25 protein-coding genes are annotated in these 24,035 nt (G+C 70.0%); 10 read left to right on the top strand and 15 right to left on the bottom strand.

Features of this window, described 5'->3' with window-relative positions; genetic code table 11:
* Positions 1-61 precede the first annotated feature (61 nt).
* A complete protein-coding gene (locus ACZ6RT_RS03720; RefSeq protein ID WP_470152152.1) occupies positions 62-1,345 on the top strand; it encodes a DUF6414 family protein in 1,284 nt (427 codons plus the stop codon).
* 1,180 nt (positions 1,346-2,525) lie between these two features.
* Here the strand turns inward: ACZ6RT_RS03720 and ACZ6RT_RS03715 are convergent.
* The gene (locus tag ACZ6RT_RS03715; RefSeq protein ID WP_470152151.1) at positions 2,526-3,947 is read right to left on the bottom strand and encodes a recombinase family protein; all 1,422 of its coding nucleotides are present in this window, start codon (positions 3,945-3,947) and stop codon (positions 2,526-2,528) included.
* Between the two features lie 385 nt (positions 3,948-4,332).
* Here ACZ6RT_RS03715 and ACZ6RT_RS03710 point away from each other — a divergent pair, with 385 nt between their 5' ends.
* The 4 genes from ACZ6RT_RS03710 (at position 4,333) to ACZ6RT_RS03695 (ending at position 8,732) form a co-directional block, all read left to right on the top strand.
* Positions 4,333-4,935 (top strand): hypothetical protein, encoded by a 603-nt coding sequence (locus ACZ6RT_RS03710; protein ID WP_470152150.1) that lies wholly within the window; start codon positions 4,333-4,335, stop codon positions 4,933-4,935.
* A 316-nt stretch (positions 4,936-5,251) separates the two neighbouring features.
* A complete protein-coding gene (locus tag ACZ6RT_RS03705; protein ID WP_470152149.1) occupies positions 5,252-7,030 on the top strand; it encodes a helix-turn-helix domain-containing protein in 1,779 nt (592 codons plus the stop codon).
* 353 nt (positions 7,031-7,383) lie between these two features.
* Entirely contained in the window at positions 7,384-8,001 is a 618-nt protein-coding gene (locus ACZ6RT_RS03700; protein WP_470152148.1) for a hypothetical protein, read from the top strand.
* 179 nt (positions 8,002-8,180) lie between these two features.
* Positions 8,181-8,732, top strand: a complete 552-nt coding sequence (locus ACZ6RT_RS03695) for a hypothetical protein (protein ID WP_470152147.1) — start codon at positions 8,181-8,183, stop codon at positions 8,730-8,732.
* Here the strand turns inward: ACZ6RT_RS03695 and ACZ6RT_RS03690 are convergent.
* From ACZ6RT_RS03690 to ACZ6RT_RS03665, 6 genes are all read right to left on the bottom strand, one after another.
* On the bottom strand, positions 8,630-9,007 hold the full coding sequence (locus ACZ6RT_RS03690) for a GntR family transcriptional regulator (protein WP_399185399.1): 378 nt from the start codon (positions 9,005-9,007) through the stop codon (positions 8,630-8,632). The genes ACZ6RT_RS03695 and ACZ6RT_RS03690 overlap by 103 nt on opposite strands.
* Positions 9,004-9,816, bottom strand: a complete 813-nt coding sequence (locus ACZ6RT_RS03685) for a hypothetical protein (protein WP_470152146.1) — start codon at positions 9,814-9,816, stop codon at positions 9,004-9,006. The genes ACZ6RT_RS03690 and ACZ6RT_RS03685 overlap by 4 nt, the downstream gene beginning before the upstream one ends.
* 240 nt (positions 9,817-10,056) lie before the next feature.
* On the bottom strand, positions 10,057-11,541 hold the full coding sequence (locus ACZ6RT_RS03680; RefSeq protein ID WP_470152145.1) for a PH domain-containing protein: 1,485 nt from the start codon (positions 11,539-11,541) through the stop codon (positions 10,057-10,059).
* Positions 11,538-12,026 carry a PH domain-containing protein gene (locus ACZ6RT_RS03675; RefSeq protein ID WP_399185403.1) on the bottom strand — a complete coding sequence of 163 codons (489 nt, stop codon included), beginning with the start codon at positions 12,024-12,026 and terminating at the stop codon, positions 11,538-11,540. The genes ACZ6RT_RS03680 and ACZ6RT_RS03675 overlap by 4 nt, the downstream gene beginning before the upstream one ends.
* Complete coding sequence (locus ACZ6RT_RS03670) at positions 12,017-12,649, bottom strand: TetR/AcrR family transcriptional regulator (protein ID WP_399185404.1); 633 nt, start codon at positions 12,647-12,649, stop codon at positions 12,017-12,019. The genes ACZ6RT_RS03675 and ACZ6RT_RS03670 overlap by 10 nt, the downstream gene beginning before the upstream one ends.
* Before the next feature lie 182 nt (positions 12,650-12,831).
* Entirely contained in the window at positions 12,832-13,713 is an 882-nt protein-coding gene (locus ACZ6RT_RS03665; protein ID WP_470152144.1) for a helix-turn-helix transcriptional regulator, read from the bottom strand.
* Between the two features lie 165 nt (positions 13,714-13,878).
* Here ACZ6RT_RS03665 and ACZ6RT_RS03660 point away from each other — a divergent pair, with 165 nt between their 5' ends.
* A complete protein-coding gene (locus ACZ6RT_RS03660; RefSeq protein ID WP_470152143.1) occupies positions 13,879-14,952 on the top strand; it encodes an aldo/keto reductase in 1,074 nt (357 codons plus the stop codon).
* Positions 14,953-15,056: 104 nt separating this feature from the next.
* Positions 15,057-15,632 (top strand): HD family hydrolase, encoded by a 576-nt coding sequence (locus tag ACZ6RT_RS03655; protein WP_399185407.1) that lies wholly within the window; start codon positions 15,057-15,059, stop codon positions 15,630-15,632.
* 137 nt (positions 15,633-15,769) lie between these two features.
* Here the strand turns inward: ACZ6RT_RS03655 and ACZ6RT_RS03650 are convergent, their stop codons facing one another.
* Together ACZ6RT_RS03650 and ACZ6RT_RS03645 are read right to left on the bottom strand one after the other, a co-directional pair.
* Positions 15,770-16,258, bottom strand: a complete 489-nt coding sequence (locus tag ACZ6RT_RS03650) for a type II toxin-antitoxin system PemK/MazF family toxin (RefSeq protein WP_470152142.1) — start codon at positions 16,256-16,258, stop codon at positions 15,770-15,772.
* Positions 16,259-16,377: 119 nt separating this feature from the next.
* Entirely contained in the window at positions 16,378-16,800 is a 423-nt protein-coding gene (locus ACZ6RT_RS03645) for a MarR family winged helix-turn-helix transcriptional regulator (protein WP_399185410.1), read from the bottom strand.
* A 70-nt stretch (positions 16,801-16,870) separates the two neighbouring features.
* Between ACZ6RT_RS03645 and ACZ6RT_RS03640 the strand changes: the two genes are divergently transcribed.
* Positions 16,871-17,260 carry a PPOX class F420-dependent oxidoreductase gene (locus ACZ6RT_RS03640; protein ID WP_470152141.1) on the top strand — a complete coding sequence of 130 codons (390 nt, stop codon included), beginning with the start codon at positions 16,871-16,873 and terminating at the stop codon, positions 17,258-17,260.
* Between the two features lie 199 nt (positions 17,261-17,459).
* Positions 17,460-18,257 carry a hypothetical protein gene (locus ACZ6RT_RS03635; RefSeq protein WP_470152140.1) on the top strand — a complete coding sequence of 266 codons (798 nt, stop codon included), beginning with the start codon at positions 17,460-17,462 and terminating at the stop codon, positions 18,255-18,257.
* A 111-nt stretch (positions 18,258-18,368) separates the two neighbouring features.
* Here the strand turns inward: ACZ6RT_RS03635 and ACZ6RT_RS03630 are convergent, their stop codons facing one another.
* Complete coding sequence (locus ACZ6RT_RS03630; protein WP_399185413.1) at positions 18,369-19,181, bottom strand: ArsR/SmtB family transcription factor; 813 nt, start codon at positions 19,179-19,181, stop codon at positions 18,369-18,371.
* Between the two features lie 84 nt (positions 19,182-19,265).
* Entirely contained in the window at positions 19,266-20,024 is a 759-nt protein-coding gene (locus tag ACZ6RT_RS03625) for a class I SAM-dependent methyltransferase (RefSeq protein ID WP_470152139.1), read from the bottom strand.
* Positions 20,025-20,093: 69 nt separating this feature from the next.
* Here ACZ6RT_RS03625 and ACZ6RT_RS03620 point away from each other — a divergent pair, with 69 nt between their 5' ends.
* Complete coding sequence (locus ACZ6RT_RS03620) at positions 20,094-20,663, top strand: CGNR zinc finger domain-containing protein (RefSeq protein WP_470152138.1); 570 nt, start codon at positions 20,094-20,096, stop codon at positions 20,661-20,663.
* 151 nt (positions 20,664-20,814) lie between these two features.
* Here ACZ6RT_RS03620 and ACZ6RT_RS03615 read toward each other — a convergent pair whose 3' ends face one another.
* The 4 genes from ACZ6RT_RS03615 to ACZ6RT_RS03600 form a co-directional block, all read right to left on the bottom strand.
* Positions 20,815-21,438 (bottom strand): DJ-1/PfpI family protein, encoded by a 624-nt coding sequence (locus ACZ6RT_RS03615; protein ID WP_470152137.1) that lies wholly within the window; start codon positions 21,436-21,438, stop codon positions 20,815-20,817.
* Positions 21,404-22,408: a GlxA family transcriptional regulator gene (locus tag ACZ6RT_RS03610; RefSeq protein ID WP_399185417.1), complete on the bottom strand. Its 1,005-nt coding sequence runs from the start codon at positions 22,406-22,408 to the stop codon at positions 21,404-21,406. Before ACZ6RT_RS03610 ends, ACZ6RT_RS03615 begins: the two co-directional genes overlap by 35 nt.
* Positions 22,409-22,697: 289 nt before the next feature.
* Entirely contained in the window at positions 22,698-23,678 is a 981-nt protein-coding gene (locus tag ACZ6RT_RS03605) for an NADP-dependent oxidoreductase (protein ID WP_470152136.1), read from the bottom strand.
* A 55-nt stretch (positions 23,679-23,733) separates the two neighbouring features.
* Positions 23,734-23,967: an aminoglycoside adenylyltransferase domain-containing protein gene (locus ACZ6RT_RS03600; RefSeq protein WP_470152289.1), complete on the bottom strand. Its 234-nt coding sequence runs from the start codon at positions 23,965-23,967 to the stop codon at positions 23,734-23,736.
* Positions 23,968-24,035: the final 68 nt, after the last annotated feature.

Raw genomic sequence — 24,035 nt, 5'->3', positions numbered from 1 at the left:
ATATAAGCGTCGAAAGCGAATCAAGAACGCGAAGGCAGCGAAAGCGCCTTTACGTGAGTTTGTGTATTTGGACGAGGTAAGCGTCTACAGTCTTCTAGCTTCTCGCCAAGGTGCCCTTGCCTCTGAATATACCGAGAACCAAACGGTCACTAGTACAGCCGAAATCGGCTCCGCCATAGGTGCTACAGCAGGTGTACTAAAGGGCGATTTGAACTCTAAAATGTCAAGTGCCCAGACCAAGAGTTCGCAGGTTCTCAAGAAGTCCACCATCCAATCAGCCTTCAAAGAGTTGCACGACTGCGAGGAAGGCCGACTGGCGATTCACCCCGTTAGCCCTAAAGCTTCACCTCCAAAGCTTGAGTCGTGGAAAAATTCACATCTTTCTTTCACGCAAGCAATCTTCGACCAGTGGGTCATAGACACGGCGAAGTTGAAGCGAGGCGACCTGGTAGAGCTTGAAGTTGAGGTAGGCGTTCACAATGTGTTCAAAGTCACGTCTATCATCGCCGCGCTCGGCGAAATTATAGAAGACAGTTCCGGCATATTGCCAGTGCCAGGTCAAGATAAGTTTGGACAGGCAATGGCAGTTAATCGCATTTTTGAGAGGTTGATGGTCGGGCTCGTCCCAATCGAGTGCAAGCTAACCGAATACAAGTCGGTAATACTCGGCGGCCGCGAATATCTTGTGCATGCGCGACTACTGGAACAGTTGCCCGACGCGGAGGGCGAGATCAAAGATGTATTTGTAGTTGGCGTAACGGAGCAACGTCTGTACTGGAAGGATCTTCGACGAGTGCTTTTTTCTGGAGCACGTTTTCGGATCATGTGCCGATTGAACTATCGCGGCCTCAAGGACGACTGGGTTCCCGTTAAGCTCGCTGATATGCTGAGAGATCTTACGCCTGGACTCGAAACACAAATAGCAGAGTTCGGTCATATTGCCTTCGCGAAGGCGCAGTCACCAGAGTCGTCAATAGCTCCTGCGGATGCCGGAATGGCGCAGGCTCTGATAACTTATGGCATGCTTCTTGTCGCGCATAGCGGGGTCTCACTGGAGCCGGATCAGAAAGCTCGCCTTGTTGCACTCGCCCAGGACCAGGGGAAAACCAGCCAGGACTTTGCAAGTCGAAAGAATGCCTTCGATGAAGTTGGTGGGCTCATGAAAACGTTCACTGCTATCGAAATAGACCCAGTGGTCGCCGCGCAATTTCGAGTTGACGCACTTGCTGCATCAGATGTTGGCTTTGATGGCAATGACACAAGGCAGAAAACCGCTGGTGAAGTGCTTCCAATCCCTGAGTCCCGACGCATCTTGGATACAGAGATAGTTGCTTTGTACTGGTGAGATTAAAACGGAAATAACGTCGTTCGAGGGGGCTTTTTCTCGACTTCGTCACATCGCGGACTTTGTCCGGGACTACTGTGGATTACCTGCTCCCGGTGGATCGTCAATGACATCGCCGGTCAACAGTGTTGTCCCTTTCCCCTTCTTCTGCTTGACGCACTCGAGGCTGCGCCGCCGCCGGGCCGTCGTGTCGGCCGCCGCGCGTTTGCCGTCGCCTGTGAGGGTGACTTCCTCGCAGAGCTTAGCTTCCCCCCGTAGCATCGCCATCTCACTTGAGTTGCCCTTGTGTCGGTTGGGAAGGAAGTGCTTCCGTCCGTGCTCTCGGTGAAGGTCATCCGGGCGGAATTGACCTGCCGACCTCGCGCTTTTCAGGTTCGACAATCTCCCTGCCGATCTACCAGGAACGGGATAGAGAGTGTCGATGCTGTCTGACGCGCGGCTGTGGCGGATATTGCTGTCAGCCGCCCTCGCTTGCCCGGTGGCAAGGCCTGAGGAACGAAGGCCGCGGCAGCCGATCGCCCAACCGGCTACGGCCATCGCCGAAGTGGGCGATCGTCACGGCAGCTACCCAATGACACCGGCAAAGAGCTTTTTGATCTCTCGTACTCTGCCGCATGGTGATCTAAAGCGCGTGGGCGGTGCTGGTCGCGACCGGCCGAAGAGCCGCAGCGCGGCCAGCAACCGCCCGACGCGTGCAGGCCGCTGCAGGCGGACTGCCTTGAAGGCGAACAGATAAGTTACGTTCGATCTTGGTCGTCTGCGGTGACGGATCCAGGGCGTACTGGGTGACCTGCGCTTTTGTTCATTTCTCTGTACGGGGACGTCATTGGGCATGGCGATCATGTGTGAGACGTCCTGAAGTCGTCCCTGCTGGTGGTGATCGCGTCCGTCTCTTCAGTTGCACCCTGATGTCGCTTGGCGGCAGAAGGGAGAGCGGAAGGAGGCAGGCGTATGCGGCGAGGGGAGGATCCGGAAAGACGGCACTGCGCGATGGGCGGTCGCGGTGGAGGGCTGTTCACCGGTGCGGGCGCGTGAATGACGAGATGCGTGCGCGAGTGGCGGCGTCTCGGGCGGCGCAGGGACTTCCACCGGTGATCGAGGATGTGGCGGTGCTGGAGCGAGTGGCGGCGGTGTTCCGGCTCGTCGCTGAGGATGAGCCGGTACGGCTTTCTGCGGTGGCTTAGGCGATCCAGTCGACGGTGAAGCGGTCGGGATCCCATCGCTTGCGAGGGTCGGCGGGAGTGACGGTGATCGTACGGATGACCGCGGCGACGATGGCGCGTTGCTGGGAGACGTTCATGGCGTTCCAGCGGGTGAGCATCTCCTCCAGGGGGCCGACGAAGGAGATCAGTGGTGAGGTGCGAGACAGGCCGGCCAGGTGAGCGCGGTTCTTGTCCAGCCGTACCTCGATGGGGGCGCGGGCGGCCATCCACTCCATGCGGCTGATCTCACGGGCGGCCCAGGCTTGGGCGAGTTCTTCGAGCAGTTCCTCGTCGGCGCGGATGTCCTCGACGAGGGTGTGGTCCTCGCCTGCGTCCTGGTGGATGCGCTCGGAGAAGGCGGGGGAGTCGAGTGCGGTCAGCAGCATGTTGCGGATGTGCTCGTCGGTGCGGGCGGCGTTGGTGGCGACGCCGCCGCATGCTCCTGAGCCTGGGACGTTCGGGCACACATACCGGGGGACACCTGAACGGGGGCGGCCGTTCATTCGATGTCCGCACCGGCCGCAGCGCAAGAGCCCGGACAGGAGATAGGTGCGTCCGGTGGCGGCCTGGCGGCGGTAGTCGCGGGCCGGGTCGCTCAGCAGCGCGCGAAGCCGGTCGGAGTCGACGGGGTTGATGATCGCGGGCCAGACGGCGTCGGCGACGATCTCACCCAGTAGCGGGCGGGTGGTGGTGAAGCTGCCGCGTGGGGTGTGCTCGCGGCGTCCGCTGATCCGTGCTGAGGCCAGCAGGCGGCGTAAGGTGGTGGGCAGCCAGTAGCGGCCTTTCGGGGTGCGGATGTCTCGGGTCTCGAAGTCCCGGCAGATGCTGGCCAGTGATTCACCGGCCAGGATGCGGCGTGTGGCCTCGCGGATCACCTCGGCCTCGTTCTCGATGATGGTGATGCGGTCCTCGGCGTAGCCGTACGGGCGCATGCCGCCGCCGGAGACCTTGCCGGCCTCGGCGTTCTGGCGGCGCTGGCGCTTTTGCCGTTCGGCCTTGTGCTCGGCCTCATGTCGTGCGGCTGCGCCGAGCATGCGTGCGATGAGCCGTCCGGTCGGGGTGGCGAGGTCGATCTCCCCGGTGACGGTGGCCAGTTCGATGCCGTGTCGGTCGGCCAGGTCGATGACGTCTTCCAACTCGCGTGGGGAGCGTGTGAGTCTGTCCACGTGCCAGCACACGATCGCGTCGATCGCACCCGCTTCGATGTCGGCCAGCAGGCGCCGCCAGGCGGGGCGCGGGCTTCCCGAATAGGCGCTGACGTCGTTGTCGGAGTAGACGCCTATGACCTGCCATTCCCGGCGTTCGACCAGCGCTCGGCAGTCGTCTTCTTGGCGGGCCACGCCGAGTCCGGCGCCCGCGCGGTCCTGGCTGATCCGGCAGTAGATCGCTGCTCGTGTCATAGGTCACATAGATACACGTTCGTAGGGACCGGGGTCTCGTGCCCGGTCGGTCTGACCTCGGGCGAGGCGTAGACCTGCGGATTCAGCCAGATCCTGGCCCTTGATCGCCCGGCGTGTCCGGTGACGATCTTGGGCCAGAGCCGTTTTCGGCGACAAGTGTCGCTACTGGTGAAGGGCGTACCGCCTGGGCCGACCCGCCGTGCGTGGGCGGTCACCGGTCGTGGCCGGCATCGCCCACGTGCCGACACCGCCATGGAAACGATCGTGGACGCGACAAGAACATCACCGACCACGGTAAGCCGTGCGAAAGGCACCTATCCGGCAGAGTCCTGCGGGCCGACTCGATTCATCACATCCGGAGCGTGAACAGGCCGACAATGAGCCCATGGATCTCCAGCACGCGGTGACGCACTACAGGCGCCTGATCAAAGAGGCCGGGTGGCTGGAGGAGGGGATGGCGTGGACCGTCATCCTGCCTGTCTCGGGGAGACTTTCCGTGCGGGAAACCGCGACACGCCTGACCGGCGACAGCCGTACAGAAATCAGCGAACTCGAACCGGGCTTTTCCGGTGTCGTCTCCTTCGGCCGGTCAGGAGCGGCGATGATGATCTTCGAGGTGGACGGTTTCAGTCATGCCGGATATCCCCCCGTCCTGGAGCGGCTCAGCGAGAACGCCCGCGTATGGCACGTGTCCTGGAACATCGCCGGCAGACGCATGCTCAGGTACGCCGCCCATGGGAAGGTGTTGGCCCAGATGCTCGATTTCGACCCTGACGAACTCCATGGCATCGACCCCGGTTCTTTACGGGAAGAGGCGGCGATCCTCCGCGGTATCGGCCGGTACAGGCCGCCGAACAGGTACAAGACCAGGGTGATGGCCATGGTGGAACACCACACCGGAGCGCGCCTCGACAGGCGATGGCTCGACCGGCCTCAGCCCGCGCTGTCCATCGGCTGGCCGCCCGCCGAAGACATCCAGCCCACCTGATGCATCCATCGAGGATCGCGTAACGGAAGCAGGTATCCACTCCGTCCGGCCGGATCGGGGAACGCGCCCGAGACCGTCATCGGCACCGGAGGCGGCGACGCGGTACGACCTTCCGCTCTTCCGGTGGAACGATCATCCCGCTCGGCTGGACGAGCCTGTTGTCAGGAAGATCTGTGACGTATCGTCACACTGTCGATCAACTCGGCACGCGCGGCACAGGGCGTGAATGTGACGCTTACCGATCGGGAGGAACCTGAGATGGCGGGTTCTTCGTCGGCCTAGGGTGCTCCACCATTTTGGATCAGGGGGACGAGAGATGGGAGGGGCGTCGGCCGAAGATCTGGCTGAACTGCTTACCGAACTGAAGCAGCGCAGCGGCCGCAGCTACGAGGCACTGGCACGCCGTACCGGCATGAGCCGATCCACGGTGCACCGTTACTGCCGCGGCGAGATCGTGCCGGACACCTACGGGACGGTGGAGCGCATCGCCAAGGCGTGTGGTGCGAGCAAGGCCGAGCTGGACGAGCTGTACCGGCGCTGGAGGCGCGCGATCGCCTCTCTGGAACAGAGGGCGGCGGAGGCACCCGAGTCCGTGACGTCGCGTCCTTCCGCGGATCCCGATGAGATCGGGGCCGCCGAGAACGCGCCGGCCCCGGACCGGCAGGTCACGGAACGAGACCCACGAGGCCGGGGGGCGGACGGGGAAACTCCGGACTCACGGGACAGGGAGGCGGCCCAGGAGACTCCGGAGCCGCCGGCGAGCGGTGTGACCTCGCGGCGAAGGCCCATCGATGTGCGGCCCAGGACGTTCCTCGGCATGGGACTGGTGATCCTGTGCGTGTTCGTCCTGACCGCGGGCTCGTCGCCCGCGCGGCAGCCGCCCCGGCAGGCGCAATGGGTGAGCGGTCCCTCGTGGACCCTGCCCGAGACGTCGGTGCCGCGCACGCTCTTCGGCGTCACCATCAACACCGGGACCGGGGCCATGCCGACGTTCCGGGTCGGCGCGGTGCGCCTGTGGGACAGCGGGACACGCTGGGCGGAGATCCAGCCTGAGCGGGGCACGTTCGACTGGGCGGTGCTCGACCGGCACGTCGACGGCGCGGAGAAGGCCGGGCTCCCCGTGCTGTTCGTCGTGGGAGGCACTCCCGCGTGGGCCAGTCCCGCGGGTCCTCTGTCTCCCTATCCGGACGGCACGCGAGCGGCGCCGCCCGACGACCTGGACGACTGGGACGCGTTCCTGCGCGCCGTGGCGAAGCGCTACGCGGGACGCATCCAGGCCTACGAACTGTGGGTGCTGGGCAACGACCGGCGATTCTACGCGGGCAGCATGGAGACCCTGGTGGAGATGACGCGCCGGGCCGGCCGGATCATTCGAGCGGCGGACCCCGAAGCGACCCTGGTATGCCCCGGCATGGGGCAGTTGTGGACCGCAGAAGGCCGTCGGATGTTTCAGCGGTTCACCGCGCTCGGTGGGTACGGCCACTGCGACGTCGCCGGGATCAAGCTTCACCAGCGCACCCCGTCCGACCCGCCGGAGAGCATGCTGGAGCTCGTGACCACCGTCGACCGGGCGTTCCACCGGGCCGGTATCCATCCCCGGCTGTGGAACACCGGCACCACCTACTCGATCCGGCTGCAGGGGCCGCTGGACGAGACCAGGGCCAGGAACCACGCCGTGCGCTTCTTCCTCACCGGTCTGTACGCGCGCAACCTCAACCTCGAACGCATGTACTTCTACAACTGGGGCGGCACCAAGATCCCGATCGTCCTGCAGGCGGTGGGAGGGGGCCCCACCGGCGCCGCGCTGGCGGTGGAACAACTGCAGCGGTGGCTGGTCCACGCCCGCAGCCGTTCGTGCGGCCACGGGACGGCCATCAACCTGCCGGAGAACGTCTGGCAGTGCGAGGTCACCGTCGCCAAGCCCGGGGATCACCACGAGGCTTCGATCCGCTGGACGATCGGCGGAACGGCCGAGACCACGGCCGGCCCGCGCGTCCGCGCGGTGCGCCGGCTGGACGGCACCACGGAGACCGTCCGGCCGGGAGACGTGATCACGATCACCGAGGAGCCGATCCTCATCGAATCCCGGTCCTAGGAACAGCCGCCGTCCGTGCCCTCGTACCGGTTCCGGCCGTGCCGGCGGGCGTCGATGCCCGCGCCTGCGGGCGAGCACGTCCGTCGTGCCGCGTGCGGGTGGGATGCCGGAGGGATGACGGCCACGGCGTGCCGGTGGAACATCCCATTTCTCTGGGTTCATGCAGGTGGGATGGGGTCCTTCGTCCCAGTGTCCCAGGAGCGTGCCAGGGCGTTGCCGGTGGTGGTGGGGGCTGTCACTGTTTCTCACGTCACGGGGGACGGGCGCCGACGCGGTTCGCGAGCGAGTAGGACGCATTGCGCGTCGGCGCCCGACGTGATCGTCGTACCCCAGCCCTCGATTAAGGACCACACATGGCACCGGGAAAGCACCGCTTGGTCCGCTACCTCGCCGTCTCCTTCGCGTTGGCCGTGTCGGCCGTCACCTTCCAGCCTCCGATCGCGGCGAACGCCGACGACGTGCCCGGCGTCCAGGCGCCGCGGACACCGGGCCCCGATGACAGGCCTGTCAATCTTCAGCCGAAGCCGCTGGACGCGACCCCGCTGCGGCCCGTCCCGGACGCCGGCACCACGCTGCGGACCCCGGATGCGGCGGACGCCGCGGCCGTGGAGTGCTGCGGTCTCGTCATCCGGTACAACAGCATCCAAAACCTCGTCGTCGCCGCGAACATCAACGCCGGCAACGTCGGCAAGGGGGGCAACTGCAACATCTGGAACTGGAACGGAGGCAACGTCTGGAGCCCGGTGAATCCCGGACGCAACTGCGACACGCGGAGCATGAACGGCCACACCTACAGCTGGAACATCTGGGCCGACACCGACGCGTTCACGCTCCAGTACGAGGACTACTGGCTGAACTTCCACGGGTCGTGGCGCAGGATCGGCGCCAACGTCTACACCAAGATCAGCAGCATCGAGACGGCGAAGTGCTACCGCGAGTCGGACGGCGTCAACTGCTACGTCGTCTACTGACGCCGGGCCACCGGGACCGGACGCGCCGCCGCCGCTCACGGGGTCCGTCACCGGGCGGCGGCAGGTACGGATGACGCACGGCCCCTGACCACACGCACTCCGGTCAGGGGCCGTGCCTCGTTCGAGGGCCCGGCGGCCGGCCGTTCGGCAAGGGCGTCGTCATGGGGCAAGCTGATGACGTGAGTGTCCATGTGTCTTCGGACGACGTCGGACTCCCGCGGGCGCAGGCAGACCCCAACCCGCAGCACCTGCTGACGACCCTGCTCGGCGAGTACCTCGACTCCTCGGACGCCGACCTCCCGTCGACGGCGGTGGTCGCGATGCTCGGGGAGTTCGGCATCAGCGAGTCCAGCGCGCGGGCCGCGTTGTCCCGGTTGACCAAGCGCGGCCTGATCGCCGTGCGGGGAACCGGGCGGCCGCCCGTGTACCACCTCACGCCTCAGGCGATCGCCAGGCATCGCTCCCGGATGGACCACTTCCTGAGCTTCGGCGCACATGCGCCGCGGTGGACCGGCGACTGGGTGACCGTCTCCTTCTCGATCCCGCCTTCTCACGTCCGGCAGCACCGGCAGCACCGGCAGCACCGGCGTCGTGCGCCCGGCGCCGTGACCCCGCGGCCGGGTCGCGGTCATGGCGAGGCCGGTGCCGCCGCGCCGGACGTCAGGGCCGCCTGCACGATGCGGATCGCCTCACCCGTGTCGATGCCGACGCTGGCGATCACGGCCGCGTAGTCGGCGGCGGCCCGGAGGGCCCGCTCCCGGCCCTCCTCGCCCGCGGCCGACACGAACGAGCCCGCCCGTCCGCGTGTCTCGATCAGTCCCGCCTCCTCCAGCTCCCGGTAGGCCCGGCCGACCGTGTTGACGGCCAGGCCGAGGTCTGCCGCGAGGTGGCGGATGGTCGGCAGCCTGGACCCCACGGCCAGCGTGCGGTCCTGGATCTGCCGGGCGAGCTGGGCCCGCAGCTGCTCGAACGGCGGTACCGGCGAGGCCGCATCGATGACGATCATCGGACGCTCATGACCCGCCGGGCCACCGTCGCGCACGACGGCGTCCTGGCATGGAGCGCGATGCACGCGGCCAGGCTCAGGATCATGTAGGCGACCGCGGCGGCTCCCCACCAGCCGGGCGCGGTACCGAACAGCACCACCGGCAGCGTCCACTGCACGCTCGGCGTGGTGAGCTCGCGGGCGTCCTCGACGCGCATGATGACGTCGGCGGTCAGCGACTCCTCGTCCTCCGCCACGACCGGCCGCCTGAGCAGGTGGCGCAGCTGCATGGCGGTGATGGCCGTCGCGCCGAGCAGCCCGATCAGCACGACGACGGCCAGCCGCCGCACGGTGGGGTCGGGAACGGTCAGGGTGCTCGCGGCCAGCACCATCGCGCCGGCGAACGTGGCGACCGTGAAAACGGCGTACGGCCGGCCGAGCACGGTCCGCCAGCCGGGCTGGATCGAATGGGCGGCCCTGCGGGCCAGCGTCGCGCCCGCCCGCCGGTCGACGCGTCGCACCCACCGGTCGAGCGACCACTGTGCCAGCAGCAGCCCGGCCACCGACGCGGTCAGGGCCAGCAGCGGTAGCGGGTGATCCGGCGGGAAGCCTCCGAAAGCGGAAGTGGCGACGAAGGCGCTCACGATGATCAGCACGGCCAGGATGACGTAGGTGGCCAGGCGGGCGCGTTCCCGGACCGCCAGCCGGCCGGCCAGCAGCGGGGTCGGGCGGGCGTCGGCCAGGCCGTGCCCGGCCAGCCACGCGCTCGCCGATCGCAGATCGACCGTACGCGCAGGCGAACCGGCGTCCGGTGACGGGTCGTGGATCATGGCACCTCCTTTGTCGCAAGGTTTGTATCAGCATGTTGCGTCATACCTTGCGACAAAGTCAATGCCCCGCGGGCTCTCGTCGTCCCGGTGGGTACGAGCCCGGCTCGGCGGTGTCCGTGGGCCATCGCGTGGACGGCGGCCGGTTCCGTCACCCCTTCGGGCGTCTTCCCGGTGGCGGCGGCTCCGAGGACGCGAGTCCTTGATCACTCAGCGCGGCCGGTGTATCGACGACGAGAACCGTCACGGCGAGGAGGACGCGGCCCGTGCCGGTCGCGCGGTGGGGACCGTGAACGGTGCCAGCAGACCCGGTACCGCCTCCTCGGCGAAGGTCAGTCCCTGTCCGACGCCGACGTCCTTGATCCGGTGGGTGCCCGCGGACGTCGCCGCGGTGAGGGTCATCAGGCCCCGGCGGCGTTGTGCCGGAGATCTGCCGACCGTCCAGCCGATGACCGCGTCCGTGCGCAGCGCCGTCGTCCTGCGGGCGATCGCGCCGTGGCGGGTCAGCAGGTAGCCGCCGGACATGCCGTGGCCGAGGCCGCGGTAGGCGTCGGCCGCCAGCAGCAACGTGACGGGCAGGCAGGCCGGGGCGAGCAGCCACAACCCGTCCGGGAGCCGGCTCGCCCACGTCCCGAGCCAGGCCAGCGGCACGGCCGGCAGCGCCACCGCCCAGACGGCGCGTGACAGGCGCAGGCGCAGCGCGGCCCGCGGGTGACGGCGCAGCCGGGTCGCCAGCACGGGGGCGCCGAGCACCCGCGCGGCCACCCGCAGCGCCGCCTGCCGGGGCGCGGGCGGCAGCAGCGCCGCGGAGGTCCGCTCCTCGCTGTCGTCGGGGTTGACGCCGGCCACCAGCGCGCTCAGGCGGGCGCCGCCTCCCCAGCGCAGCGGCAGCGGCTCGGCCAGCCGTACGCCGCGCAGCCGGCCGTCCTGGAGCGACAGCGACCGGGTGCCGAGCAGACCCCGCCGGATCCGGTAGGTGCCGTCGGTCCCGCGCGTCAGCCGGAAACGCCACCACACCTCCACATGGAGCAGCAGCGCTCCCGCGAACCCGATGGCGAGCACGGCCGCGAGGGCCGTCCCGGCCACGACCGGCCAGGAGAACCGGGACGCCGTGCTCCACGCCTCCCGCAGGAGACCCACCTCGGCGGGTTGGAGGCCGAGGATCTCCAGCGCGCGGAAGAGCGCGCCGAACGGCGCCAGGCCGATGAGCGGTGTCCAGCCGCTCAGCAGGGCGTAACCGACCCAGGCGGGACGCGCCGTCACCGTCTCGCTGTCCGCGGGCGTCCCGCCCTCCGGGCCGAGCAGCAGGCGCAGCCGCTCGGCCCGGGCCCGGGAGACCGCGTCCAGGCGCAGGTCCGCCTCCTGCTCGCCGACGCCGACGCGCACGACGGCCACGCCGAACAGGCGGTGCACCGGCTGCGCCGTCACGTCGACGGTCCGTACGCGGTCGCGCGGGATCGAGCGGTCCCGGCGGAACACCAGCCCGGATCGGTGCTCGAGTCGCTCCCCGGTGATCCTGTACCGCGTGGTGGCGTGGCGCAGCACCCCCAGGGAGGCGATCCCGGCGAGGACGAGCAGCAGGACGGCGAGCGGGATGACGGTCCGCGGCGTGGCCCCCAGCGTGACGACGGCCACCGTGGCGGGGATCGAGGGGCCGGCCAGCCAGCTCAGGCCGACCGCGACCGTCCGCGCGTCGAGCCGCTCCCAGGCGTCCTCGCCGCCGCTCATGTCGCGTCCCCGGGCACGGCCTGCGCTCTCGCGGTGAGGTGCTCGACGAGGTCGGCGGCCAGGTGCCGGTCCAGCCCCTGGATCCTGATCGATCCCGCGGCCGAGGCCGTGGTGACCTTCACCGCGGACAGGCCGAAGACCTGCTGCAGCGGGCCGCGTACGGTGTCGACGGTCTGGATGCGCGACATCGGCGCCACCCGCCACCTGTGCCACAGCCAGCCGGAGGAGGCGTAGACCGCCTCGTCGGTGACCTCCCAGCGGTGGATCCGGTAGCGCCGGCGCGGCATGCAGAGCGCGTACCCCAGGCCGGGGACCGCGACGAGCAGCGCCGCCGCCAGCAGCCACGGCCGGGCGGGCGGGATCAGCGCGGCCAGCAGGGCCGGGACGAGCACCGGCGGGAGCACCCAGGCCAGTGCCTGCGTCGTCCACCAGCGGATCGCCCGGGGCTCGACGGGGTGGCGGGGAGGCCGCAGGTTCACCTCCATCGGTCCTCCTTGCGGGTGGCGCGGTCGAACAGACCGGCCAGCTCGCGGGCGTAGGTGTCGAAGTCGAGGTCGTCGTAGGCGGCCATCAGCAGGAGCACGCCGTCGACCGCCTGCTTGACGGTCACGGCCATCACCCGGGTGGAGAACTCGCCGAACTCTCCGGTGGCCTGGCCGAACCGCAGGATCTGCTCGACGTCGCCCATCTCGTTCTCGTTGTCGCGTACGCCGAGCCGCTGCCTGCCGTCCTGGGTGCGCAGGTTCGTCCAGATGTCCAGCAGGGCCAGCATGTGCCGCTGGTGGGTGCGGTAGAACTCCACGCTCGCCTCGATGTAGACCCTGAGCATGTCCGCGGCCGTGGTCTGCGCCTCGACGAGGGGACGGACGGCGGCGTCCCCGGCGGTCATCGCGTCGTCGACGATCTGCTGGACCAGCTCGTCCTTGCTGTCGAAGTGGTAGGAGATGACGCCCTTGCTGATGCCGGCGTGCTCGGCGATCCGGGCCAGCGACGCCTGCGCGTAGCCGATCTCGGCGATCACGTCGATCGCGGACCGGACGATCTGGGCACGGCGTGCCGTCTCGATGAACGAACGATCCTGGCCACTCGCCTTATTTTCTGACCGCATGGCCAAAAAATAGCACAGTTGTCTGGCATTTTGTCGGCCGAGAGAACCCTCTTCGCCCGGTACGTCCTCACCCTGGCCGGGCGGACGCCCCGAAGGACCCGTCCCGGGTTCCCCGCGAAGCGATGTCGCCGGTGGTCCCTCCCGGGTGGCCGTCGCGCCGCGGGGCCTCGGCCCCGCGCGTATCAGCGCCTGGACGTCCCGTCTGCGACGCCATCGCGTACGGGAGCGGCGACACCGTCGGTGAGGGCGTCCAGTACGGCCTGCGAGGCGGGGTCGGCGGCACGGTAGATGACGAGCCGCCGGTCCGGGTCCCCCAGCGGGTTCAGCACCTCGTAGTCGACGGAGAGCGGGCCGGCCGTGGGGTGCAGCAACCGCTTGCGGCCCCGGCCGTTCACCTTGACGTCGCGGCTCGCCCACAGCCGCGCGAACTCCTCGCTCCCCGACCTCAGTTCCGTGATCAGTTCGTCCAGGAACGCCTCGCCGGGACGCGCGGCCCACGCCGCGCGCAGGTCGGCGATGCACTCGCGGACGACCAGCTCCCGGTCCCGCCAGAAGTCGCGGTACTCCGGGCGGAGGATGCACAGCCGGAGCGTGTTGTGCTGCTCGGCCGGCAGGCGGTCGAAGTCCAGCATCAGCCTGGTCATCTCGCGGTTCGCGGCGAGGATGTCGAACCGGTGGTCGACCAGCATGCACGGCAGCGGCGACAGGTCGTGGACCAGCCGGGCCAGCGGGCTCGGCGCCCAGCCGGTCGCGGACGGCGGCCGGCTCACCGGTCGCTGCCGGGCCAGGTCGAACAGGTAGGCCCGCTCGTCGTCGCTCAGCCGCAGCGCCCGCGCGAGGGCGTCGAGCACCTCGGCCGAGGGGCGCAGCCCCCGTCCCTGCTCCAGGCGTACCACGTAGTCGACGCTGACCCCGGCCAGCTCGGCGACCTCCTCCCGGCGCAGGCCGGGGGTACGGCGCGGGCGCCCGTGCGGGGAACGCGCCAGGTCGTGGGGGGTCAGTCGCTCACGGCGGGTCCGCAGGAACACCGCCAGCTCGTGGGCCAGGTCCATTCCGCTGCTCACCCCCTCGATCGTAGCCACGGTCCGCCTGGGACGGTCAGTCCCAGGAAAAGCCCTCGCTGGTCCCCCTCCTCCGGCGGCCGCACGATGAGCAGGCGGCTCGCTCACGGCGGCGGTGCGAGCCCCGAACGAGATCGTCACGCCGCAGCACCGTGCCTGGAGACCATTGTGACCGGAACTGTTTCGCTTGACCGCTACCGCCTGCTGGGCCGCTCCGGCCTGCGGGTCTCACCGCTGGCGCTCGGGGCCATGACCTTCGGGCAGGACTGGGGATGGGGCGCCGACAAGGACGAGTCGCGCCGGATCTTCGACGCGTACGTGGACCGGGGCGGGAACTTCGTCGACACCGCCAACCAGTACACCAACGGGACGTCCGAGCAGCTGCTCGGCGAGTTCATGCACGGCCGCCGCGAACGCGTGGTGGCCGCCACGAAGTACACGGCCGCCACGCGCCCGGGGGACCCGAACTCGGGAGGCAACCACCGCAAGAGCATGGTCGCCTCGGTCGAGTCGAGCCTGCGGCGGCTGAACACCGACTACATCGACCTCCTCTACCTGCACGCCTGGGACTTCACGACCCCGGTCGAGGAGGTCCTGCGGGCCATGGACGACCTGGTCCGCGCCGGAAAGGTGCTCTACCTGGGCATCTCCGACACCCCCGCGTGGCAGGTCTCCCGGATGCAGGCGATCGCGGACCTGCGCGGCTGGTCACCGCTGGTCGCCCTGCAGATCGAGTACAGCCTGGTCGAGCGGACGGTGGAGCGCGAGCTCATCCCGATGGCACGGGAGATGGGGCTCGGCGTGATCCCCTGGTCGCCGCTGGCGAGCGGTGTGCTGACCGGCAAGTACACCCGGGCCGACCTGGACCACGGCGTCTCCGCCGATCCGGAGGGGACGCGCAAGAACGTCGCCGCGGCCAACGGCTCGCTGACCGAGCGGGCGCTGGACATCGCCGACGTGGTGAAGGAGGTCGCGGCCGGCAAGGGCACCACCCCGGCGCGGGTCGCGCTCGCCTGGACGCTGCTCGACCCGGCGGTCACCGCTCCCATCGTCGGCGCGAGGACCCTCGCGCAACTCGAGGACAACCTGGCCGCCCTGGAGGTGACCTTCACCGAGGACGAACTGACCGCCCTCGACCGGGCCGGCGCCGTCGAACAGGGTTTCCCGCACGACTTCCTGAACCGTCCGATGACCCGTCAGGTGATGTCCGGCGGGACCGTGATCGAGCCCAGGCGGGGATAGGGCGTCCGGGCGGGGGTACGGGGGCTCGTCATCGGTGGTGCCGGACGGGACGACGGCGGTCGTCTACGCTCTGCGCAGATCCACCGAGGGGAGAGGGGGCCTCCATGGCGGAGGAGTTGTCGAGGCTGACCGGTCTGCTGTACGAGATGGGGCTGCTCAAGCGGTACAGGCGCACGGGCTGGCTGGTGGCGGGGGTGCGGGACCCCGAGAGCGTCGCCGACCACTCCTTCCGTACGGCGATCATCGCGAGTGTGATCGCGGCGCTGGAAGGCGGAGACCCCGAGCGTGCGGCGTTCATGAGCCTGTTCCACGACACGCAGGAGAGCCGCATCACCGACATCCACCACCTCGGCAGGCTCTACCTGAAGGCGGCCCCGAACGAGGAGGTCACCGCCGACCAGGTGCGCGGCGTTCCGGCGGTGGTGGCGGAGATGGTCAGTGGCGCGGTCGGGGAGTACGAGGAGAAGACCAGCCTGGAGGCCGTCTGCGCCCGCGACGCCGACAAGCTCGAATGCCTCATCCAGGCCGTCGAGTACCGCGAGCAGGGGTACCGGAACATCCAGCCGTGGATCGACAGCTCGCTCGCCGCGCTGAAGACGGCCTCCGCCAGGCGGCTCGCGGACGAGGCGCTCGCCACGGGCTCGCTGGAATGGGTGAAACGCGTCCTGGACGGAGACTGAGCCCCCGGCCCCCGGCCCCCGCGGGCCTCGTCGAGGTGAGACGTCGTCCCCCGTCGCGTTCCCCCGTCGCGTTCCTCCGGCCGTGCGGGGGTGCCGACGGGCGGAGCACCGGCCGTCGGCCCTTCGCGGACGCGGTGTCAGTGGTCGGGGGAGTGGACCCAGCCCGTCCGGTGGTGTTTTCTCACCAGCGACCAGGTCCGGTCGTCGCAGGCACCGGCGCGTCGCCGGAAGTCATGGTCGCCGATGAAGTACGGGGCGTCGAGATCGAGCCAGCTGTCCTTTCGCGCCCGCCGGTCCCAGTGGGCGGTGGGGATGCTGACACAGTTCATCCGATGGGATTTGTCCTGGCTCGTAATCTTCAGGACCTCCACGCCATTCGAATGGGTGCGAATCACCAGGCACGGCCTGACCTTCCCGCCCGAGCCGTCCGCGAACGGCACACCGGCCCACCAGATGTCGCCGGGACGCGGACGTGAATTCCAGTCCGGGTGCGGTGGCGCCTCGTGCACCTCGGGCTGGGACCGGGGGGCGAGGAGCTGGCGAATGACGCGGACAAAGACATATATTCCTGCGATCAGCAGCCCGAGGATCAGTAAATCGCCGGCTTCTCCAAGGACGTCGAGCATGGCTCACAACCTACTCGACCTACATTGAACTCCACCCTTGCTTGGATATTTTCGGATTCGAGTATGAGGTGGGGAAAGCACGGGAAGGCCACCGGCGCGGTGAGCGCCACCCGGTACGCCTAGATCGCCTCGGTGAAGCGGGCGAGCAGATCCCGCAGGGTGTCGCGTTCCTCTGGGGTGAAGGCGTCGGCGATCCTGCGCTCGATGACCACGGCCGCCGCGTCCGCGGTGCGCAGCGCCTCGCGTCCCGCGTCGGTGAGATGGGTCTCCAGCATCGTGCGGTGCCACTGGTGCGGGCCGCGTTCGATCAGGCCGGCCCCCAGCAGGTTCTTCAGCACGACGGTCATCGCCTGCGGGGTGACGAGGCACTCCCTGGCCAGGGCGGCCGCGGAGATGCCCGGGTTGTCGGCCAGCACGAGCAGGGCGGCGTACTGCGGCACGGTCAGGCCCGCGGTCCTCACCGCCGCGTGCTTGGCCGCCATGAGCCGCTGTTCGGCGCGTTTCACCGGCAGGCCGAGCCGCTCCTGGGCGGGCATGTCCATGAGCGGAGCTTACAAGCCGTCACGTGTGGCAAGCTTCTTATGACTATCAAAGCTTTGATAGCGTGCCGCCATGACCGTGATTCCCGAGAGCCACCTCGACCTGCTGACCCGCCCCCTGTACGCGCACCTGGCGACCCTGATGCCCGACGGCACCCCGCAGGTGACACCGGTGTGGACCGTCTGGGACGGCGAGTTCCTGCGCCTCACCACCACGACGGACCGTCAGAAAGGCCGCAACGCGAGCGCCCGCCCTCGGGTGGCGCTCTCCGTCAACGATCCCGAGCAGCCGTACCGGTACCTGGAGGTCCGCGGCATCGTCGAGCGGATCGACCCCGACCCCGAGGGTGCCTTCTTCGACGTGCTGGCCAGGCGCTACGGGCTGGAGTACGAGGCGCCGGTCGCCGACGCCGGGCGCAGGGTGGTCCTGGTCGTGCGGCCCACCCGTACCACCAGCCAGTGACGCGTTCTGGGCGCGGGCCGGGTCCCGGGCCGGTGAGATGATCACGGCGCTTCCGGCGGCGCCGGGGCCGGGCCGGGTGCGGGATCGGGGTCCGTCTCCGGCGGCACCGGATGCCGGGCACGGAGACGTGCCGTCGAGACGGCATCGTGATCTTTGATTGGAAGAATCTCCTTCCCCTCCGGATGGTGAAGGAAACCACATGAAACGGATCACCGCGGGCGTCGTCGCGGGCCTCGTCCTGCTCGCGCCGCTGCCCGCCCGTGCCGCCGCCGTCGTCGCCGATCCGGTCAAGGCGCTCCGTGCCCAGGTCGTGCCCGGCCGAGGCGTCACCGTCTCCCTGGTCACCCGCACGTCGCCCGACGGCAGGCGGTTCGCCACCACCCGGACCGACCGGATCGTGGGGTTCCGCAAGGGGGGAGTGGTGGAGACGGACGACACCACCACGTTCTACTCGGCGATCAGCTCCGAGGGCCTGAAGGAGGACACCCTCTTCCCGTCGCTGCTCGTGCGGGTCAAGGACGCGACCTACGCCTCCGGGGGCGAGCTGATCGGCAGGCTGCCGCTGAACAAGAACTGGGTACGTCTCCGGGAGCCCCGCCCCGTCGCCGCCGACGGCGCGATCGACCTGTTCACCCCCGGCACGCTGCGGGCGCTGCTCGCCACCGCCTCCTCCAAGGGCCCCCGTTCCGCCCGGGGCACGATCCTCGCCTCCGCGATTCCGGGCCGGCCCTTCGAGGGATGGACGGGACGCGGCGAGAAGGTCGCCTGGGCGCTCTGGTTCGACGCCGAGGGCAGGGTCACCCGTCTGGCCTCCGCGACCTCCCGGCACGCGAACGGCGGCGACCGGCCGAGCCTCACTTCCGACCAGCGCTTCACCGGCTGGGGCGCCAGGGTGACCGTCCAGCCGCCGCCCGAGGACGCGGTCATCGAGGCCGAGGAGCTTCCCGAGCCCGGCTCCCCGGAGGAGACGCCGGAGACGATCGAGATCCTTCCGTAGGGAGCCCGGACCCGGGGGATGCGCGCGGGCCGTGAACGGCGGACGGCCCCGTCCTCCGCCGGTGTGCCACGAGGCCCCGTACGGTGCCCCCGCGCGGTGTCCCGGTGAGGGTCACGACCCCTGGCGGTCGTTCTTCGCCATCTGCTCGGACCGGGCCTCCGCGTGCATCTCCCAGGGGGCCTGCGGCAGGACGTGCCCGGTCTCCAGGAGGGACTTGAGGTTGGCCATCACGGCCGGCCATCCGAGGGAGATCTGGTCGTAGTCGTCCCGGGTGGCCAGGTTCTCGTGGGTGACGGTGAGCCGGACGATCTCGCCGTAGGGCTCGATCTCGAACGTGACCTGGGACGGCTCGCCGAAGGTGATCACCAGCCGCTTGGGCGGCACGGTCTCCACGACCGTGCCGGTGACGTCGGCGACCCCCGACCCGTCGGTGCGCACGTGCTGCCAGGTGGAGCCGGCCTGCCAGTCCGAGACGTTGCTGTGGCCCCAGTACTCGGCGGTGAGGTCGGCGTCGGTCAGGGCGTGCCAGACCTTCTCCGGGGTGCTCTGGATGTAGGTGACGTACACGAAGGTGGGCGTGCCGGTGGTCAGCGTGTCGCTCATGTCGTGCTCCTCTGCTCGTCGCTTCAGGGCGCTCAGCGCCCGGAGGCGTGGACGCTCGAACTTGTCGATCCACCGTTCCTGGATCTCGTGGAGGGGGACGGGGTTGAGGTAGTGCAGCTTCTCTCGCCCCCGCCGGACCGTGCTGACCAGGTTGGCGGCCTCGAGCAGGGCCACGTGCTGGGTCACCGACTGGCGTGCCATGTCGAGGTGCTCGCACAGCTCGCTCAGCGTCTGCCCGTTGTGCTCGTGAAGCCTGTCCAGGAGGTATCGCCGCGTCTGGTCCGCCAGCGCCTTGAAGACCTTGTCCGTATCCGCAGCCACATGGAGAATTATGCAGGCATTTGCCTGCATAATGTCAAGCGACCACCGGTGACCGCGGCGATTCCTCCCCGGACGGGTGACCGATCAGCCGCGGACGGCGCACAGGAGGCGGTTGTCGCCGCGCTGCCACAGGCAGCCGATCTCGGTGAAACCGGCGTCGCGCAGGGCGTCGACGTGCGAGGAGAGCAGGGGGGACTCCGAACCGTGGTGGTCGGCCCCCGCGGTGGCGCGGGCGGAGTTGAGCTCGGCGAACGCGGGGTCGGCGGCGACCGCGTCCCACCACTGGCGCCAGTCCTCCGGACGCCCGTCGGCGAACAGGCGCTCGGTGGCCCGCTCGTGCACGGCGCGTTCGAGGCGGGCGATGACGGGGGCGGTGTCGTCGGTCTCCATGTGGTCGCCGTTGAGCAGGAGCCCGCCCGGCCGCAGCACGGTCGCCAGTTCGGCGTACATCTTCGGAAGGTCGGACGCGGAGATCCAGTGCAGGGCGGTGGTGCTCACCGCGGCGTCGGCCGGCCGGTCCAGGCCCAGGGAGCCCGCCCACCCGGGGGTGCGCAGGTCGAGGGAGACGAACCTGAGGTGCGGGTAGGCGGCCCGGCCGAGGCCGATCAGCAGCGGGTCGGCGTCGACCGGGACCACCGTCGCCCCGGGTATCCGTTCCAGCAGACGCGCCGACAGCGAGCCCGGCCCGCAGCCGAGGTCGACGACCAGCGGATCGGGACGGCCCAGCGCCTCGACGGCGTCGATCAGCGCGGTGAACCGCTCCTCCCGGTCGGGCAGGTAGCCCTCCTGCTGGCGGTCCCAGCGTGCGATCCATTCGCGTGCGGCATCGTGGGTGAGCACCATCGTCTCCTTGTGACTGTCATATAAGCTTTCGGCAGTCACAAACTAAAACGCGAACAGGTAACTGGTCAAGTGGATTTCAACAGTCACACCGATGCGATCGTCCGGATGGCGGTGGGTCTGGTCAACGAGCTGACCCCCGGGGAGCGGCGGGGCCGCCCCTTCCAGGCGCCGCGCGATCTCGTCGCCGCCGTCACCGAGGGCCTGCGGACCGGTTATCCGGGCCAGCGGGAGGTCACCGAGGAGGAGGCCGCCGAGCTCGCCGGGACCGCGGCCCGGCTGCGCGCGGTCTTCGAGGCCGTGACCGCGGGGGACGTCGACACGGCGGCCCTGCGGGTCAACGCCCTCCTGGACGACACCCGCGCCCGTCCGCTGCTCGAGCGGCACGACGGGGAGCCGTGGCACCTGCACTTCCACGGCCGTGGCGGCACCGTCGCCGGTGACCTGGCGGCGAGCTGCGCCACCGGGCTCGCGATCGTGCTGGGCGGCGACTTCCGCGACCGCCTCGGCGTGTGCACGGCGCCGCACTGCGACCGGGTGTACGTGGACGTGTCGCGCAACGGCACCCGCCGCTTCTGCGGCACGGCCTGCCAGAACCGCGTCAAGACCGCGGCCTTCCGCGCCAGGGGCAGGACGACGTGAGGACGCGTCCGGGGACGTGAGGACGCGCCCGGGCGGGGGTGCGTCCGGACGTCCCCGCGCCTCGGTGTCCGGGCGTCCGGACGTCCCCGTGTTCGGGCGTCCGGACGTCCCCGTGTCCGGGCGTCTGGCGCCCCGGTGTCCGGGCGAGGGTTCAGGTGCTCCTCAGGAGGGAGCGCACCAGTTCGACGACCCCCGCGGGGGCGGTCTCGGGCGTCCCGGCGTCGAACGGCGGCCGGGGCGCGTACTCCAGGCCGAGCTGGATCGCCATGGCCGTCTCCTCGTCCGCCAGCAGGGACGCGAGGTGGAGGGCCATGTCGATACCGGCCAGCACCCCGCCCGAGGTGATGATCTTTCCTTCCGTGACGAAGCGTTCGTCGACCGGCAGCGCTCCGAACCCCGCGAGCAGGTCGCGGGCCACCCAGTGGGTGGTCGCCCTGACCCCCTCCAGCAGGCCCGCCGCGCCGAGCGTGAGCGAGCCCACGCACACCGACGTGGTCCACGTGGTGGTCGGATGGGCCGTCCTCACGTACCGGATCAGCTCCTGGTCGGCCGTGCTGCGCATCACGTCCGCGGTGCCCGGCACCACCAGGACGTCGGGTGCGGGCACGTCGGCGAAGGAGGCGGTGGCCGTCAGCGTGACCCCCTGGTCGGCGACGACGCCCGGCCGCTCGGCCACGAAGGTGACCGTGGCGCCGGGGATGTGGCGCAGGACGAAGTACGGCCCCAGGGCGTCCGCGGCGTCATAGCCCGCGTACAGGGGGATGGCGATCTGCATGTCGGTTCTCCGTGGCGTGGAAACGGCGCCGGTACTCTCCCGGCGAGATCGTGAGGTGGCGCCGGAAGACCCGGTAGAGGGTCTCCGGTGTGCCGAGGCCGACCCGGACGGCGATCCGGTCGAGCGGCTCGTCGCCGCTCTCCAGCAGCCGTCTGGCCGCCGCGGTCCGCGCGTGTTCGACGTACCGGGCGGGCGTCATGCCGACCTCGGCGGCGAACACGCGTGAGAAGTGGCGGACACTCGTGTTCACGTGTTCCGCGAGGACCTGCACCGACAGGTCGGCGTCCAGGTTCTCCTCGATCCACCCCTGCAGGTCGCGCAACGGCTCGCGCTTCGGCGTCCGCGTGCTCAGCGGCGTGCTGAACTGGCTCTGCCCGCCGGGCCGTTGCAGGTACACGACCAGCCAGCGGGAGATCTCCCTGGCCAGGTCGTGCCCGTGGTCGTGGGCGACGAGGGCGAGGGCGAGATCGATCCCCGAGGTGACCCCCGCCGACGTCCACACGTCGCCGTCGCGTACGTAGATGCGGTCGGCGTCCACCCGCACGTCCGGATGGTCGCGGGCGAGCATGTCCCCCACGGCCCAGTGGGTGGTCGCCCGCCGTCCCTCCAGCAGACCGGCCTCGGCCAGCAGCAACGTGCCCGAGCAGATGGACCCGACGCGGTCCGACTCCCCGGCGAGCCTGCGGAGCTCCGGGATCAGCGCCGCGGTGCCGTCCAGGCCCGCGGGGGTGGGAAGGCCGCCGACCACCAGCAGCGTGCCGATCGGCCCCCGGACGTCCCGCAGCGGCGTCCCGGCGTGGACGGTGACGCCGGACAGGGAGCGCACGGCCCCGGCCTGGGCGGCCGTGGTCTCCACCCGGTAGGCGGCACCCGGGTCCAGCAGCCCGGCCGCGGAGAACACGTCGGCCGGGCCCGCGAGATCGAGCAACTGGAAGCCGTCGAAGACGACGATGACGACGCGGTGTGGCATGCCGTCATCCTTGGCCACCGGCGGTGACGGCCGCAAGGACACATGTCTTGCAGATCCGGCCATCGCGACGCGGGCGGGGAATCGGCGGACGACGAGGCCGAGGCTGTGGCGTCCGGTGCTGAACGGGGGACGGCGTTGCGGGCGGACGCCGCGCGCAACCGCGCGCGGGTGCTGGAGGTCGCCCGCCGGCAGCTCGCCGCGGGCGACGCCTCGCTCGACGGACGGACCGGCCTGGTCATCGGACCCGACGCGCGGCCCGTCCCGGGTCCGGGACCGCCGGAGCACGGGCTCACCGGACTCCGGGCTCGCTCGTCCCGGGGGAGGCGACGGTGAGAACGATCTTGCCGGTGGTGCGGCCGGTCTCGCCGCGCGCGTGCGCCTCGGCGGCCTGCTCCAGCGGGAGCACCGTGTCGATCTCGGCGCGCAGCCTGCCCGCCTCGGCCAGCGCGGCGATCGCCCTCAGCGCGGCGTGATCGGGCTCCACGAGCATGGACTCGGCGCGGACGCCCGCCGCCTCGGCCTGGGCGCCGAACCCCTCGGCCAGGCCGGACAGGACGAGCGACACGATGACGCCTCCCTCGCGCATGGTGCGCAGCGAGCGGGGGCCGTAGTCGCCGCCCATCGTGTCGAGCACCACGTCGACGTCCCTGACCGTCTCGGCGAAGTCCACCTGCCGGTAGTCGACGAGCTCGTCGGCCCCCAGCCCGCGCAGCAGGTCGTGCTTGGCGGCGCTCGCCGTGCCGATGACGTGGGCTCCCCGCGCCTTGGCGATCTGCACCGCGAGGTGGCCCACCCCACCGGCCGCGGCGTGGACGAGCACCCGGTGACCGGCCCGCACCGCCGCGACGTCCACCAGCGCCTGCCACGCGGTCAGCGCGGCCAGCGGGAGCGCCGCCGCCCGGACGTGGTCGATCCCGCGCGGCCTGCGGACGAACGTCCGGGCGGGGGCGGTCACGTACTCGGCGAACGCGCCGTGGCCGTACGGGTAGCGCAGCATGCCGAAGACCTCGTCGCCCGGCTTGTACACGGCCGTCCCCAGGCCGACGGCCTCCACGACACCGGAGACGTCCCAGCCGAGGACGAACGGCGGCCGTCCCAGCAGGCCGCCCGTGGCGCGGTGCTTCCAGTCGGTGGGGTTGAGCCCTGCCGCGTGCACTCGTACCAGCACCTCGGTCGGGCCCGGCACGGGCCGCTCGCACTCCACCACCTTCAGCACCTCGGGTCCGCCCAGGACGTCCTGGCTGACGGCGCGCATCGTCGATCCGGTCATGGGACAAGCATGCCAGCGGCCCGGCGGCGGCCCGCGGACGGGACGACCGGCGCGCTTACAGGGACCGCCGGTCCCGGCCGGACCCGGCGGGCAGGAACTCCGTCATGTCGCCGAGGAGGCCGGTGAACGTGGGCAGGGCCCGGTCCGTCCGCCGGATGCGCAGGGCCTCCTCGGCCACCCGGTGCCAGCGCGGCGGGAAGGTCTCCAGCGCGTGGCGGCACGCGCCCTCCTTGGAGGTGATGTCGCCCGTGGCCAGGGTGAAGTGCAGGCGCGTCACGCCGGTGACGATCCAGACGGTGCCGTAGCCACCCAGGGCGGCCTGTCCCCAGACGCTGAAGGGCCTCGACGCGCGGTCGC

This window comes from Streptosporangium sp. NPDC050148 (assembly GCF_055586505.1).
This window is presented reverse-complemented; position numbering and strand designations above follow the sequence as displayed.

Excerpts from the sequence above, each read along its gene's own strand:
- ACZ6RT_RS03715 (WP_470152151.1), bottom strand. The coding sequence starts at position 3,947 with ATGACACGAGCAGCGATCTACTGCCGGATCAGCCAGGACCGCGCGGGC.
- ACZ6RT_RS03710 (WP_470152150.1), top strand. The coding sequence starts at position 4,333 with ATGGATCTCCAGCACGCGGTGACGCACTACAGGCGCCTGATCAAAGAG.
- ACZ6RT_RS03705 (WP_470152149.1), top strand. The coding sequence starts at position 5,252 with ATGGGAGGGGCGTCGGCCGAAGATCTGGCTGAACTGCTTACCGAACTG.
- ACZ6RT_RS03700 (WP_470152148.1), top strand. The coding sequence starts at position 7,384 with ATGGCACCGGGAAAGCACCGCTTGGTCCGCTACCTCGCCGTCTCCTTC.
- ACZ6RT_RS03690 (WP_399185399.1), bottom strand. The coding sequence starts at position 9,007 with ATGATCGTCATCGATGCGGCCTCGCCGGTACCGCCGTTCGAGCAGCTG.
- ACZ6RT_RS03685 (WP_470152146.1), bottom strand. The coding sequence starts at position 9,816 with ATGATCCACGACCCGTCACCGGACGCCGGTTCGCCTGCGCGTACGGTC.
- ACZ6RT_RS03680 (WP_470152145.1), bottom strand. The coding sequence starts at position 11,541 with ATGAGCGGCGGCGAGGACGCCTGGGAGCGGCTCGACGCGCGGACGGTC.
- ACZ6RT_RS03675 (WP_399185403.1), bottom strand. The coding sequence starts at position 12,026 with ATGGAGGTGAACCTGCGGCCTCCCCGCCACCCCGTCGAGCCCCGGGCG.
- ACZ6RT_RS03670 (WP_399185404.1), bottom strand. The coding sequence starts at position 12,649 with ATGCGGTCAGAAAATAAGGCGAGTGGCCAGGATCGTTCGTTCATCGAG.
- ACZ6RT_RS03655 (WP_399185407.1), top strand. The coding sequence starts at position 15,057 with ATGGCGGAGGAGTTGTCGAGGCTGACCGGTCTGCTGTACGAGATGGGG.
- ACZ6RT_RS03650 (WP_470152142.1), bottom strand. The coding sequence starts at position 16,258 with ATGCTCGACGTCCTTGGAGAAGCCGGCGATTTACTGATCCTCGGGCTG.
- ACZ6RT_RS03645 (WP_399185410.1), bottom strand. The coding sequence starts at position 16,800 with ATGGACATGCCCGCCCAGGAGCGGCTCGGCCTGCCGGTGAAACGCGCC.
- ACZ6RT_RS03640 (WP_470152141.1), top strand. The coding sequence starts at position 16,871 with ATGACCGTGATTCCCGAGAGCCACCTCGACCTGCTGACCCGCCCCCTG.
- ACZ6RT_RS03635 (WP_470152140.1), top strand. The coding sequence starts at position 17,460 with ATGAAACGGATCACCGCGGGCGTCGTCGCGGGCCTCGTCCTGCTCGCG.
- ACZ6RT_RS03625 (WP_470152139.1), bottom strand. The coding sequence starts at position 20,024 with ATGGTGCTCACCCACGATGCCGCACGCGAATGGATCGCACGCTGGGAC.
- ACZ6RT_RS03615 (WP_470152137.1), bottom strand. The coding sequence starts at position 21,438 with ATGCAGATCGCCATCCCCCTGTACGCGGGCTATGACGCCGCGGACGCC.
- ACZ6RT_RS03610 (WP_399185417.1), bottom strand. The coding sequence starts at position 22,408 with ATGCCACACCGCGTCGTCATCGTCGTCTTCGACGGCTTCCAGTTGCTC.
- ACZ6RT_RS03605 (WP_470152136.1), bottom strand. The coding sequence starts at position 23,678 with ATGACCGGATCGACGATGCGCGCCGTCAGCCAGGACGTCCTGGGCGGA.